This is a genomic window from Streptomyces sp. a15, assembly GCF_059026085.1.
On the sequence record NZ_JBWLKM010000045.1, the window covers coordinates 62,917 to 76,296 of the forward strand.

General features: G+C 70.8%; 13 protein-coding genes. 7 read left to right on the forward strand and 6 right to left on the reverse strand.

Annotated elements, in window-relative coordinates:
- Positions 1 to 186: 186 nt before the first annotated feature.
- Positions 187 to 2,844, forward strand: coding sequence for a cellulose binding domain-containing protein (locus AC5P09_RS33605; protein WP_493877493.1), 2,658 nt, complete (start codon positions 187 to 189; stop codon positions 2,842 to 2,844).
- Between the two features lie 62 nt (positions 2,845 to 2,906).
- On the opposite strand, the gene AC5P09_RS33610 is transcribed toward AC5P09_RS33605, so the two are convergent.
- Both AC5P09_RS33610 and AC5P09_RS33615 read right to left on the reverse strand, forming a co-directional pair.
- Positions 2,907 to 4,805 carry a rhamnogalacturonan lyase gene (locus tag AC5P09_RS33610; protein ID WP_493877494.1) on the reverse strand — a complete coding sequence of 633 codons (1,899 nt, stop codon included), beginning with the start codon at positions 4,803 to 4,805 and terminating at the stop codon, positions 2,907 to 2,909.
- A 41-nt stretch (positions 4,806 to 4,846) separates the two neighbouring features.
- Positions 4,847 to 5,806, reverse strand: coding sequence for a helix-turn-helix transcriptional regulator (locus tag AC5P09_RS33615; protein ID WP_493877495.1), 960 nt, complete (start codon positions 5,804 to 5,806; stop codon positions 4,847 to 4,849).
- A 39-nt stretch (positions 5,807 to 5,845) separates the two neighbouring features.
- Between AC5P09_RS33615 and AC5P09_RS33620 the strand changes: the two genes are divergently transcribed.
- Together AC5P09_RS33620 and AC5P09_RS33625 are read left to right on the forward strand one after the other, a co-directional pair.
- The gene (locus tag AC5P09_RS33620; protein WP_493877496.1) at positions 5,846 to 6,322 is read left to right on the forward strand and encodes a hypothetical protein; all 477 of its coding nucleotides are present in this window, start codon (positions 5,846 to 5,848) and stop codon (positions 6,320 to 6,322) included.
- Positions 6,322 to 6,798, forward strand: coding sequence for a hypothetical protein (locus AC5P09_RS33625; protein ID WP_493877497.1), 477 nt, complete (start codon positions 6,322 to 6,324; stop codon positions 6,796 to 6,798). Before AC5P09_RS33620 ends, AC5P09_RS33625 begins: the two co-directional genes overlap by 1 nt.
- Here the strand turns inward: AC5P09_RS33625 and AC5P09_RS33630 are convergent.
- From AC5P09_RS33630 to AC5P09_RS33640, 3 genes are all read right to left on the reverse strand, one after another.
- Positions 6,767 to 7,510 carry a class I SAM-dependent methyltransferase gene (locus tag AC5P09_RS33630; protein ID WP_493877505.1) on the reverse strand — a complete coding sequence of 248 codons (744 nt, stop codon included), beginning with the start codon at positions 7,508 to 7,510 and terminating at the stop codon, positions 6,767 to 6,769. The genes AC5P09_RS33625 and AC5P09_RS33630 overlap by 32 nt on opposite strands.
- Before the next feature lie 5 nt (positions 7,511 to 7,515).
- On the reverse strand, positions 7,516 to 7,821 hold the full coding sequence (locus AC5P09_RS33635; protein WP_411149989.1) for a 4a-hydroxytetrahydrobiopterin dehydratase: 306 nt from the start codon (positions 7,819 to 7,821) through the stop codon (positions 7,516 to 7,518).
- Positions 7,822 to 7,955: 134 nt separating this feature from the next.
- Positions 7,956 to 9,062 (reverse strand): ADP-ribosylglycohydrolase family protein, encoded by a 1,107-nt coding sequence (locus tag AC5P09_RS33640; protein ID WP_493877498.1) that lies wholly within the window; start codon positions 9,060 to 9,062, stop codon positions 7,956 to 7,958.
- 214 nt (positions 9,063 to 9,276) lie between these two features.
- Here AC5P09_RS33640 and AC5P09_RS33645 point away from each other — a divergent pair, with 214 nt between their 5' ends.
- Positions 9,277 to 10,116: a helix-turn-helix domain-containing protein gene (locus AC5P09_RS33645; protein ID WP_493877499.1), complete on the forward strand. Its 840-nt coding sequence runs from the start codon at positions 9,277 to 9,279 to the stop codon at positions 10,114 to 10,116.
- Here AC5P09_RS33645 and AC5P09_RS33650 read toward each other — a convergent pair.
- Positions 10,098 to 10,523 carry a hypothetical protein gene (locus tag AC5P09_RS33650; protein ID WP_493877500.1) on the reverse strand — a complete coding sequence of 142 codons (426 nt, stop codon included), beginning with the start codon at positions 10,521 to 10,523 and terminating at the stop codon, positions 10,098 to 10,100. The genes AC5P09_RS33645 and AC5P09_RS33650 overlap by 19 nt on opposite strands.
- Before the next feature lie 238 nt (positions 10,524 to 10,761).
- Between AC5P09_RS33650 and AC5P09_RS33655 the strand changes: the two genes are divergently transcribed.
- The 3 genes from AC5P09_RS33655 to narJ all read left to right on the forward strand — a co-directional run bounded on the left by AC5P09_RS33655 (position 10,762) and on the right by narJ (position 13,196).
- A complete protein-coding gene (locus AC5P09_RS33655; protein ID WP_493877501.1) occupies positions 10,762 to 11,625 on the forward strand; it encodes a Sco1979 family transcriptional regulator in 864 nt (287 codons plus the stop codon).
- An 85-nt stretch (positions 11,626 to 11,710) separates the two neighbouring features.
- On the forward strand, positions 11,711 to 12,526 hold the full coding sequence (locus AC5P09_RS33660) for an SAM-dependent methyltransferase (protein WP_493877502.1): 816 nt from the start codon (positions 11,711 to 11,713) through the stop codon (positions 12,524 to 12,526).
- A gap of 187 nt (positions 12,527 to 12,713) precedes the next feature.
- Positions 12,714 to 13,196 carry a nitrate reductase molybdenum cofactor assembly chaperone gene (narJ, locus tag AC5P09_RS33665; RefSeq protein WP_493877503.1) on the forward strand — a complete coding sequence of 161 codons (483 nt, stop codon included), beginning with the start codon at positions 12,714 to 12,716 and terminating at the stop codon, positions 13,194 to 13,196.
- The last annotated feature ends 184 nt before the right edge of the window (positions 13,197 to 13,380 follow it).

Genomic DNA, 13,380 nt, shown 5'->3' on the forward strand with positions numbered 1-13,380 from the left:
GGCGGCACCGCGCCTCTCCGGGGCGCCTGAAGCTCCGCGTACGCGGTCTCGTCACCTGACGACGAGGCCATCCGGCCGGGCGGCCCCCACCCGCACTGGGGGCCGCCCGGTTCTCGCACGCTCCCCTCCTGAAAGGCCCCCGAAAGGCCCTTTCGCAAGGCCCTCCTGAAAGGAAGGTCCCCCACCGTGCGAAGAACCCGCATCCTCACGACCGTGCTGGCACTGGCGGCCGCCCTGCTCGCGGGCACCCCGCCCGCTCTCGCCGCCGACCCCGCGCAGCCGGCGATCGCCGCCGACACCTACACCTGGAAGAACGCGCGCATCGACGGCGGCGGCTTCGTCCCCGGCATCGTCTTCAACCGGACCGAGAAGGACCTCGCCTACGCCCGCACCGACATCGGTGGTGCCTACCGCTGGCAGGAGTCGACGAAGACCTGGACGCCCCTGCTGGACTCGGTCGGCTGGGACGACTGGGGGCACACGGGCGTGGCCAGTCTGGCCTCGGACTCCGTGGACCCCGACAAGGTGTACGCGGCCGTCGGCACGTACACGAACAGCTGGGATCCGGGAAACGGGGCCGTGCTCCGGTCCTCCGACCGGGGCGCCAGCTGGCAGAAGACCGATCTGCCCTTCAAGCTGGGCGGCAACATGCCCGGCCGGGGTATGGGTGAGCGCCTGGCCATCGACCCGAACAGGAACAGCGTGCTGTATCTGGGCGCGCCGAGCGGCAAGGGCCTGTGGCGGTCGACGGACTCCGGTGTCACCTGGTCGCAGGTGGCGGGATTCCCCAACGTCGGCAACTACGCGCAGGATCCGACCGACACCAGCGGCTACGCCAGCGACAACCAGGGCGTCACCTGGGTCACCTTCGACGAGTCGACGGGCACGTCGGGGAACGCGACGAAGACGATCTACGTCGGGGTCGCCGACAAGGACAACGCGGTGTACCGCTCGACGGACGCGGGCGCGACCTGGTCGCGGCTGGCCGGACAGCCGACGGGATACCTCGCGCACAAGGGTGTACTGGATACCGAAAACGGCTATCTGTATATCGCATACAGTGACAAGGGCGGTCCCTACGACGGTGGCAAGGGCCGGTTGTGGCGGTACGCGACCGCGACCGGCGCCTGGACGGACATCAGTCCGGTCGCCGAGGCGGACACCTACTACGGCTTCAGCGGGCTGACGGTGGACCGGCAGAAGCCCGGCACCGTCATGGCCACCGCATACAGTTCCTGGTGGCCGGACACCCAGATCTTCCGTTCCACGGACAGCGGCGGGACCTGGACGAAGGCGTGGGACTACACGTCGTATCCCACCCGTTCGAACCGCTACACGATGGACGTGTCGTCCTCCCCGTGGCTGACCTGGGGTGCGAACCCCTCGCCGCCCGAGCAGGCCCCGAAGCTCGGCTGGATGACCGAGTCGCTGGAGATCGACCCGTTCGACTCCGACCGGATGATGTACGGGACAGGGGCGACGGTCTACGGCACGGAGAACCTGACCAACTGGGACAGCGGCAGCCAGTTCACCATCAGGCCGATGGCGCAGGGTCTGGAGGAGACGGCGGTCCTCGACCTGGCGTCGCCGCCCTCGGGCGCCCCGCTGCTGAGCGCCCTCGGTGACATCGGCGGGTTCCGGCACACGGACCTGACCAAGGTCCCGTCGATGATGTTCACCTCGCCCAACTTCACCTCCACGACGAGTCTGGACTTCGCCGAGAGCAACCCGAACACGGTGGTCCGGGTCGGCAACCTCGACTCGGGTCCGCACGTCGCGTTCTCGACGGACAACGGCGCCAACTGGTTCGCCGGGAGCGACCCTTCGGGCGTGAGCGGCGGCGGGACGGTCGCGGCGGCGGCCGACGGCAGCGGCTTCGTGTGGAGCCCGGCGGGCGCAGGGGTGCATTACGCGACGGGCTTCGGTACGTCCTGGGCCGCGTCCAGCGGTATCCCGGCGGGCGCGATCGTCGAGTCGGACCGGGTCGACCCGAAGACCTTCTACGGTTTCAAGTCCGGGAAGTTCTATGTCAGTTCGGACGGTGGCGCGACCTTCACCGCGTCCTCGGCCACCGGTCTGCCCGCCGGCGACAGCGTGCGCTTCAAGGCGCTGCCCGGCACGAAGGGCGACGTGTGGCTGGCGGGCGGTGCGAGTGACGGCGCGTACGGGCTGTGGCACTCCACGGACGGCGGCGCCACCTTCGTCAAGCTCTCGGGCGTCGAGCAGGCCGACACGATCGGCTTCGGCAAGGCGGCGACGGGGGCGTCGTACCAGACGCTCTACACCAGCGCGAAGATCGGCGGCGTACGCGGCATCTTCCGCTCCACCGACAAGGGCGCGACCTGGACCCGTATCAACGATGATGCCCACCAGTGGGGTTGGACGGGCGAGACGATCACCGGTGACCCGCGGGTGTACGGCCGCGTGTACGTGGCGACGAACGGTCGCGGCGTCATCTACGGCGACAGCTCCGACACCGGCGGCGGAACGGATCCGGGACCGGGTCCCGACCCGACCCCGACCGGCGCCTGCACGGTGACGTACAAGGTCACCAACCAGTGGTCGGGCGGCTTCCAGGCCGACGTCCAGCTGGCCAACACCGGATCGACCGCCTGGAACGGCTGGTCACTCGGCTGGACGTTCCCGGACGGGCAGAAGGTCACGCAGGTGTGGAACGCCGAGTACGCGCAGTCGGGTTCGGCGGTGACGGCGAAGAACGTGGGCTGGAACGGCACGGTCGCGGCGGGCTCGTCGGTGGGTTTCGGCTTCACCGGGAGCTGGTCGGGCACGAACACGAAACCGGCGGCCTTCAAGCTGGGTGACCGGATCTGCACGGTGAATTGACGGGCGGGAGAACCGAGGTGCGGTGGGTGCGTGCTCCCGAGGGGGCACGCACCCACCGTCGTTCACGGGGTGTAGACCGTCGGCCTCGGTGCCGTCGCCATACCGTTGCCGATGAAGAAGCTCGGGTGCGGCGGCTGATTGTATGCAGTATTCTGCCAGGCCAGTGCCGTCCGGTACATCGTGTCGTGCAGCAAGGTCGTGATCTTGGTGCTGGTCTCGACCGGGGTCGAGTAGACGCGCAGGGCCGTGTTGTTCGACGTCGGCCAGACGACCTCCTCGCGCCAGTCGCCGAGGATGTCACCGGACAGGGACGGCGTGGACTTGGTGCCGTTGTTGGAGTGCACGCCGGATCCGGTCAGCAGGCGGGTGTCGCCGGAGGTGCCGTACTTGTCGATGCGGGTGCCGTCGAGGAGTTCGCGGACCGGGTCGCCGTCCCACCAGCTCAGGAAGTTGAGGCTGGAGGGCTCGCGGCCGAGCGAGGCGCCGGTCGCCGAGCGCAGGGTGGTGTCGGAGGCGGACCAGGCCTCCGCGCCCGCGCTGCCGGCGTAGACGTCGGCGGCGACTCCGCGCCCGTTGTCGGCGCCGGAGGCCGTCTGCCAGAGGAGGGAGCCGGTGCGTGCGTCGGCCATCCAGGAGCCGGGCTGGCTGGTGCTCTCGGAGACCTTGAAGTACTCCAGGCCCGCCCGGGAGGGATTGAGGTCGCCGACGTGGCCCGCGTCGCCGTGGCCGAGCTTCGTCGTCCACAGGCCGCCGCCGTTGTCGTCGACGGTCATCGCGCCGTACACGATCTCGTCCTTGCCGTCGGCGTCGACGTCGGCGACCGACAGGCTGTGGTTGCCCTGTCCGTCGTAGCCCTTGCCGCTGTTGGTGGAGGAGTTGGTGTCGAAGGTCCAGCGGCGGGTGAAGGCGCCGCCTCGCCAGTCCCAGGCGGCGATGACCGTGCGGGTGTAGTAGCCGCGCGCCATGATCAGGGACGGGCGCGAGCCGTCCAGGTACGCCGTGCCGGCGAGGAAGCGGTCGACGCGGTTGCCGTACGAGTCGCCCCAGGAGGAGACCGTGCCGCGGGCCGGGACGTAGTCGACGGTCTGCATCGCCTTGCCGGTCTGGCCGTTGAACATGGTCAGGTACTCGGGGCCGGACAGCACGTAGCCGCTGGAGTTGCGGTGGTCGGCCGAGGAGCTGCCGATGACCGCGCCGGTGCCGTCCTTCGTGCCGTCGGCGGTCTTCATGGCGAGCTCGGCCTTGCCGTCGCCGTCGTAGTCGTACGCCTGGAACTGCGTGTAGTGGGCGCCGGAACGGATGTTGCGGCCCAGGTCGATGCGCCACAGGCGGGTGCCGTCGAGCTTGACGCCGTCGATGAACGTGTTGCCGGTGTAGCCGGACTGGGAGTTGTCCTTGGCGTTGGTCGGGTTCCACTTGAGGACGAAGTCGAGGGCGCCGTCGCCGTCGAGGTCGGCGGTGGAGGCGTCGTTGGCCTCGTAGGTGTAGGCGACGCCGTCGGGGGTGGTGCCGCCGGCGGGCGGGGTGATGGGCACGTCCTTGTAGCCGGTGCGGAGTTGGACGGCATTGACGGAGTCGGCCTGCTCCACGCCGCCGACGATCGCCCGGACCGTGTAGTCGGCCTGGGCGGGCGCGCCGGAGTGGAAGTAGTTCGTGGAGCCGGTGATCGGGGCGGAGTTGACCTTGGTGCCGGCCCGGTAGACGTTGAAGGACACGTCGTTCGGGTCGGTGCCGAGCCAGCGCCAGCTGACCAGGTTGCCGCTGTCGGTGTGCACGCTGACGACACCGCGGTCGAGCTTCTCGACCTGGCGGGCGGTGGCGGCCTCGGCGGTGTCGCTGCCGAGTGTCGTGGTGAGTCCGGCGCCGACGAGGGCCGCGACGGCGGTGGCCGCCGAGAGCAGCGCTCGACGTCTGCGGTGCCTGCGCGGGGACGGCTGCGGGTGCGGGTGCGGGTTCTGCACGGTGCGAACCTCCTGGGAGGACGGGCGGGTTCCGTTCCTCCTCAGTCGCCGCCGCGCGCACCGGCGTTGCCGTATGTTTCGGCCAATTCGGCGACCGTCCGGGCCAGCTTCGCGCGCAGCTGGGGCGGTTCGAGCACCTCGATGCCGGTGCCCAGGCGCAGGAACTCGGCATGGGCGTGGTCGAGGGACTCGATGGGGACCGTGACGACGGTCCAGCCGTCGTCGTCCGTACGTCCACCGGTCTCCGGCTGCCCGGCGAGCCGTACGCCCGGCGCCAGGCGCACCACCGCCTCGCCCTGCTGGAGCCGGGCATGGAAGTCGCGCTGGTACGCCGTCCAGTACGCGGTCAGGTCGAAGTCGTCGGGGCGGACGAACTCCTCGTCGGTGGTGGTGGTGAGCCGGAGGATCTGGTCGACGCGGAAGGTGCGGGGGCCGGGGCCGGCGACGACATACCAGCGGCCTGCTTTGAGGACCAGGCCGTACGGTTCGAGGCGGCGCTCCACGTCGGTGGGTGTACGCCAACGACGGTATGCAATATGCAGGATACGGTTGTTCCAGACCGCGTCGGCGACTGCGGACAGGTACGGCGTCTCGTCCTCGTCCGCGTACCAGCCGGGCGCGTCGAGGTGGAAGCGGCCGCTGATCCGGTCGGCCTGCGCGCGCAGTTCCGGCGGCAGGGCCGCGCGGACCTTGAGCTGGGCGGCGGCCAGGACGGAACCGAGCCCGAGGTCGGCCGCGGGGCCGGGGGCTCCGGAGAGGAACAGCGCTTGCGCCTCCCCCGCGGTGAGACCGGTGAGACGGGTGCGGTAGCCGTCGAGGAGGCGGTAGCCGCCGGCGTGGCCCGCGTCGCCGTACAGCGGGATCCCGGCGGCACTGAGTGCTTCGACGTCCCGGTAGACGGTGCGGACGGAGACCTCCAGTTCCCCGGCGAGCTGGGCGGCGGTCATCCGCCCGCGGGTCTGGAGCAACAGGATGATGGACACCAGTCGGCTCGACTTCACTGACACAGGATGTCAGTGAAGTCGCCCTAGCGTCGCGGCATGGCTTTCACGGAGAAACTGCTGACCGTGCCACCGCCGATCGAGGTGGCGGGGCGGCACATCAAGCGCTACCACGTCACCGCGGACCCGGCGGGCATCGCACCCGACGTGGAGAAGGCGGCGTACGAGATCCTGCCGGAGCTGCTGCCGAAGCCGGACGGAACGCCGCCGGCGACCTTCGTCGTACTGCACCGGGGCGGTGACGACGGTGCCTATCTGAACGCGTACAGCTGGGTGTGGGACAACGTCCTGCACTTCCGGGGCGCCGCGGCGGGTCAGCCCGTCCTCGGCTGCCCGGACAGCGACCCCACGCACTTCGTCACGCCGGACCTGCCGTGGATCGGCTGTGTCTGGGAGCTGCCGCCGATCCTGCACGAACGGGACGCCTGGGTACGGCACTTGCTGACCCCCGAAGTCCCGGACCTGGACGCCTACTTGACCGATTCCCTGCCCGCCGGAACCACTGGAGACCGCTGATGAGCAGTCCGCACGACTTCGACTTCCTCCGCGGCGAGTGGGAGGTCCACCACCGCCGCCGCACCGACTTCCTCGACCCGGACAGCAGGTGGGAGGAGTTCGGCGCGACGAGCCGCTGCTGGAGCCTGTTCGACGGGGCCGCGAACATCGACGAGATCGACATGCCGCACCTGGGGTCGAAGGGGCTGACGCTGCGGCTCTTCGACCGGGAGAGCGAACACTGGTCGCTGAACTGGTCCTCCAGCCGCAGCGGAAAGCTGTTCCCGCCGGTGACCGGCCGCTTCGAGGGCGGCCGTGGCGAGTTCCACGGCGACGACACACACGAGGGGAAGGACGTGCGGGTGCGGTTCGTGTGGTCGGGGATCTCCGCCACCACGGCCCGCTGGGAGCAGGCATTCTCGGTGGACGGCGGGGCCACCTGGGTGACCAACTGGTCCATGGACTTCAGTCGGCCTTCCGGAACACCAGCACCGTGAACACGGGGTCCGGGCGCGGCCGGTCCTGGTCGGGCAACGTCTGAAGCCGCGCGGCGAACCGTTCGGCGAGCGGATCGCCCGGCGGCAGTCGCGTGAACCAGCCGCGCCGCAGGTCGGCGACCGTGCTGCGTGGGCTGCGGCCCTGACCGAGACCGGGAAAGCGGGCCCGACCGGCCGAATCCAGTCCGCAGTCGACTGCATACGATGTGACGGTCGCGGTGGCGTCCTGGGCCGGCCGGCGCGGGCGGGGCGCGAGGACCCCGTCGATGTCACTGCCCACGTCGTGTGCGGCAGCCTTGTCGACAGTGGTGACGTACACGCCGCCGGGCCGCAGTACGCGGGCGCACTCGGCGACGACCGCCCGGACATCGCCGGGCCCGTCGAGGAGATGCAGCAGCCACACACTGGTGACGGCGTCGAACGTCCCGTCGGGAAACGGCAGCCGACGGCTGTCCGCGAGGACGATCGCCCCGGGCAGCCGTCCCGCCGCCATCCGGGCCATCCCGTACGTCAGATCCGCGCCCGTCACCCGCAGAGCGGGCCGGGCCGCCGCCAGGCGCCGGGTCACGATTCCCGTGCCGCAGGCGACGTCCAGGAGGCGGCGGGCACCGGCGGGGACCAGGCCGAGGACCGCGTCGGCGGCCGCGGCGGCTCTGGGCTCGCCGCCGCGGGTGGCGTCGTAGGCGTCGGCCTCCTTGTCGTAGTCCAGCACCTGCGTCACTGGGCTCCGTGGCCGGGGGCGAGCGCCTCCACTTTCCTCGCGAGCTCGAAGTCCAGCTCGGTCACGGCCCCGCCCGCACTGTGGGTGTTCACGGTGAGGGAGACAGTGTTGTAGCCGAGGGTGAGATCCGAGTGGTGGTCGAGCTCCTCCTGGACCTGGGCGATGTGGACGACCATCGCCGTGGCGGCGAAGTGCGTGCCGAGCCGGTAGGAACGGGCGAGCCGGTCCCCGTCGAGCGACCAGCCCGGCAGCTCCGCGAGCCGGTCCTCGATCTCCTTCTGCGACAGCGGTTCCACGGGCATGGCCGCGCTCCTTCCTGGATGCCGGGGTACTTCTTCAGCCTGCCACAGCCGGGCTGCTTCGGCCCTGGTCAAGGCCTGATCACGGCCGTGGTCACGGCCCAGGTCACGGCACTGGTGAGGAGGGTTCCAGATGGTCAGCCGCGGACACTCCCCCAGAGGGGGGACCCCCAGGCCGCGAGGTCGTCGGCCAGCGCGGCGATCCGGGTGCGGCCCTCGACCTGCTCCACCCAGGCGTGCGGCAGTCCGACGTCGCCGTGCCGGGCACCGAGGAGGTTGCCGCAGATGGAGCCGGTGGAGTCGCTGTCGCCCGAGTGGTTGACGGAAAGCAGCAGGGCGTCCTCCACGCCGGTCGCGGCGAGCGCGCAGTAGACGCCGATGGCCAGGGCCTCCTCGGCCACCCAGCCCGCGCCGAGAGACTCGACCTTCTCCGCGGTCGGCGCCCCCTCCGCGGCCAGGTCGACGGCCCGGCGCAGCGCGGCCGAGGTCTCCTCGTGACCCGGGTGGCGCTCCAGCTCGCGCAGGGCGCGCAGTACCGAGCCCTCCAGGGAGTCCCCGGCGACCAGGTGCGCCACGATCGCGGCGAACGCGCCCGCCGCGTAGTAGCCGGTGGGGTGGCCGTGGGTGATCTGGGCACCGCGGGCCGCCATGGCGAAGGCCGCGTCGGCGGGGGCGGCGAGACCGAAGGGGGCCGAGCGCATCACCGCGCCGCAGCCCTTGGAGTCGGGGTTGACCTGACCCGGCTTGCCGTCGAGTTCGAGCCACGGGTCGGGGGCGTACATCTGGGCGACCCCGGACAGGCAGGCGTTGCCTGGAGCGCGGCGGGAGTACAGCCAGGCCTCGCTGATCAGACCGCCGGCGACAGCACCGCTCTGGGCCGGTGCGGCCTGCTCCGGGCCCGGCTTCGTCTGGGTCTCCAGCCAGCGTTCGTACGCCTGGCGCAGCAGCAGGGCCCAGCCGCCGCCGATGCCCTTCTCCCGTTCCCGTGCGTGGGCCTGGATGACGGCCTCAACGGTGAACAGGGCCATCTGCGTGTCATCGCTGATCCGGCCCAGCACGCCGTGCGCGCCGGGTACGAACCCCGTCACCCCGCGCTCGCCGTGGGAGACGCGGATGCGGTCCAGGGAGGAGAACTCGATCGGATAGCCGAGGGCGTCGCCGACCGCCCCGCCCAGGAGGCACCCTCGCGCTCTGGCGCGGTACACCGCGGCGGTCTCCAAGGTCGGCTTCGGCGGCCGGCTCATGCACCCACTCCTCAACTGAACACGGGCGACTGTCGATTGCTGATTGTCGATCGTCGATCGTCGATTGTCGATCGTCGATCGTCGATCGTCTACAGTCGCCGGTGTCTCGACTACGGTCGTTCGCCTTCTTCATCACGGTTGTCCGCCGACTGTCGTCGGTCTCCCGCTGCGACTACTCGTCGACTGCGGCCGTTCCTCGACTACGGTCGTCCGTATGACCATTCTCGCGTCCGGTTCCGCCGCGTCCTCCGGCACCCCCGCCGACAGGGGTGTGGGCCCGCTGTTGCGGGCCTGGCGGGAGCAGCGGCGGGTCAGTCAGCTGGAGCTGGCGTTGCGTGCCGAATCCTCGGCCCGGCACATCAGCTTCATCGAGACGGGCCGTTCCCGGCCGAGCGAGGAGATGGTGCTGCGGCTGGCGGAACACCTCGACGTCCCCGTCCGCGAGCGCAACGCCCTGCTGCTGGCGGCCGGTTACGCCCCGCGCTACCCGGAAACCCCGCTGGACGACCCGGCGCTGGGCGCCCTTCGCGAGGGCATGGAGCGGCTGATCCAGGGCTACGAGCCGTATCCGGCCCTCGTGCTCGACGCGATGTACAACGTGCTCGCCGCCAACCGGGGCATCCTGATGCTGCTCGACGGCATCCCGGAGTCCCTGCTCGCGCCGCCGCTGAACGCGATGCGGCTGACCCTGCACCCGCAGGGCCTGGCTCCCCGCATCCGCAACCTCCGTGAGTGGCGCGGGCATCTGCTGGCGCAGATGGAGCGGCACATCGCCCTGTACCGCTCGGATCCGCTGCGGGAGCTGTACGAGGAGGTCGCCGCGTATCCGGTGCCGGAGGCTGCCACCGACGGGCGGGACGGACAACCGGCCGAGCCCGTCCCCTACTTCGCGCTGCCGATGCAGATCGAGCACGAGGGCCGGACGCTGTCGTTCATCTCGTCCATCTCCACCTTCAACACACCCATGGACGTGACCGTCGCCGAGCTGGCCATCGAGACACTGCTCCCGGCCGACCCGGCGACGGTCAAGTACCTTCATTCACTGATGGCCTGACGGGCTTTCAGGGCGAGGTGCTGCAACAGGGCGAACCCGGCGACGGTGAGTGCCTGCAGCACGGTCCACACGGCGCCGGCCGTGGTCGGCGACAGCCACAGGCCAAGGGCGACGAAACTCAGCGCCGCCCAGGCCAGGTTGGCCTCGATCACGGCCCGAACCGGCAGCGCGGCCGGGCGGGCACGGGCGGCGAGGAGGCCGACGGCCACCGCGTACACCGTGAGGAAGACACCGAGTCCGAGCAGCAGCCCGGAGCCGGCCCCGAGGAAGCGCCCCAGCGGGCCGGACGCGGCGAGGTAGGCGAGGCCGTTGGCCCCGGTCACGGCCGCGTCCAGGACGAGGAAGCGACGCAGCATGGTGTGCGGGTCCAAGGTCCGGGCGAGCGCGGCGATCTGGGTCGCGGACATGACGAATCACCCTCCGTCGAGGTCGGGTTGGGGCAGTGGGATGCCGGGTTCCGGACCGGAGTGCGCCGGCCCGGAACCCGTTGCCCTCACGATCCCGTCCGCCGACGCCACCGTCGATTACCCCGGAGGTAATCCCCACGGCGATGAAGCGCCTTGTCCCCGCCCGCTGGGACTGGTGTGACCGACAGCGGAACGTGGCACACTTCACGCAAGCTTCGACGCGTAGGGGAGGCGTGGCGTGAGTGAGCGGCGTCCTGCGCCCACCGTGGGTCAGGTGGTGCTCGGCAGACGCCTGCAGGAACTGCGGGAGGCGGCCGGCCTCAAGCGCGAGGAGGCCGCGCAGGTGCTGCGGGTGGCCCCGGCGACCGTACGGCGGATGGAAATGGCCGAGGTCGCACTGAAGATACCGTATGTCCAGGTGCTGTTGGAGACGTACGGCGTCGGCGACGACGAGACGGCCTCCTTCATAGACCTGGCCGAGGAGGCCAACCAGCCGGGCTGGTGGCAGCGGTTCCACGATGTGCTGCCCGACTGGTTCAGCCTGTACGTGAGTCTGGAGGGCGCCGCCCGGATCATCCGTTCCTACGAACCGCACTTCGTGCCGGGCCTGTTGCAGACCGAGGCGTACGCCCGGGCCGTGATGGAAGCGGGGACGATCGGGCAGGCAGGGCGGGAGACGATCGAGCGGCATGTGTCTTTGCGCATGGAGCGGCAGCGGCTGCTGGAGCGACCGGACCCGCCCCACCTGTGGGTGATCATGGACGAGACGGTGCTGCGGCGGCCGGTGAGCATCCACGGCGAGGTCATGCGCGACCAGTTGGACAAGCTCCTGGAGTTCGCCGAGCGCGACCGGGTGACGCTGCAGGTCGCGGAGTTCTCGGAGGGCCCGCATCCGGGGACGTACGCGCCGTTCTCGTTGTTCCGCTTCGGCGAGCAGGAGCTGCCCGACATGGTCTTCACCGAGTACCTCACCGGCGCTCTCTATCTCGACTCCCGCAAGGAGGTCGCGACGCACCTCGAGGTCCTGGACCACATGTCGGCGCGTGCCGCGTCGGCCGAGCGCACCAAGAAGCTGCTCCGGGAGCGCCGCGAGGACTTCTGAACCCTCTCGCATGCCCCCCGCCCCCTGCCCTTCCCCCTGCACGTTTCCGCACCACCCCGCCTTGATCCCGAGGAGACGACGCCGTATGACCGGATCCGACGCCGCGCCCGCCCGTATCGACACCAGCCGGCCGCATCCGGCCCGGGTGTACGACTGGTGGCTGGGCGGCAAGGACAACTACCCGGTGGACGAGGAGCTGGCCCGCAAGATCCTCGCCGTGGACGACACGGTGCTGCGCGGGGCGCGGGCCAACCGCCGGTTCATGCAGCGGGCGACCAGGGTGGCCGCCGAGGCGGGGATACGTCAGTTCCTGGACATCGGCACCGGCATTCCCACCGAGCCGAACCTGCACCAGGTGGCGCAGGGTGTGGCGCCGGAGTCGAGGGTCGTGTACGCGGACAACGACCCGATCGTGCTGCGGCACGCGGAGGCCCTGCTGCACGGTTCGGCGGAGGGGTCGACCGACTACATCCACGCGGACGTGCGCGACCCCGACACGATCCTGCGCCTCGCGGCTCAGTCGCTGGACTTCGGGCAGCCCGTCGCCCTGTCGCTGGTGGCCCTGACGCACTACCTCGGTGACGCGGCCGACGGCGACGACGTGCACGGTCTGCTGAAGCGGTACGTCGAGCTCCTCGCCCCCGGCAGCTATCTGGTCCTGTCGCAGGTCACCCCCGATCTGAACCCGGAGGCGATCCAGAAGGCCGCCGAGCACTTCCGCCGCAGCGGCACCCCCTTCTTCCCCCGCTCGCTCGCCGAGTTCTCGCGCTTCTTCGACGGCCTGGAACTCCTCGGCCCCGGCGTGATCCCGGTCTCCGGGTGGCGGCCCGAGCCGGAGGACGTGGCCGTGCAGGCCGAGGGCATCGTGCCGGTGTACGCGGGGGTCGCCCGCACGTCCTGACCCGGACGGGGGCCGCCGGCGGGTGCGGGACCCGTACGGGTGCCGTCAGCGGGTGCGTTCCCCTGTCCCGCCCTAGGTTCGAATGAGCCGCCGGCAAGCACGGGAGCAAGGGAGCGCAGGTGACCGACACCCGGAACGTCCACGGCCTGCGCCACCGGCGGACCGCCGACGGGGCGGGGGATGTCTGATGCCCTCGGACGCGGTGCTGTACCAGGCGGCGGCGCTCTGCCTGACCTACCCGGACGACGCTTTCCGCGCCCGGCTGCCGCTGCTGCGCGAAGCCGCCCCGCAGCTGCGGGAGTTCGCGGACCACGCGGCCGTCACGCCCGCGCACGAACTGGCGGCCCACTACGTCCAGGTCTTCGACGGCGAGAGCCGGCACAGCCTGTACCTGAGTTCCTGGCGGGACGGCGACGTGCGGCGGCGGGGCAGGTCGCCGGCCGGCTTCAAGGACGCCTACCGGGCGCACGGCCTGGAGTTCACCGGCGAGGAGGTGCCCGACTTCCTGCCCGCCGTACTGGAGTTCGCTGCCCGCACCGGCGACACCTGCCTGCTCACCGAACACCGCGACGGCCTGGAGCAACTCCGCGCCCGGCTCACCGACTTCGGTACACCGTATGCATCCGTCCTGGATGCCGTATGCGCGACACTGCCGACTGCATACACCTGAGCGCGTCGACGACCACACACTGCCGACTGCATACACGGGAGCGCGCCGCCGACCACCCTGCTCTGCCGGGGAACCAGGGGGTGTTTCGAAAGTCCTGTGCGGTGCCCGCGGTGCCCGCGGTGTTCGGTGCGTGCCCTCGGCGTGCCGGACGAAGGCCCTCGTACTGGACGTACTTGGGTCTTTG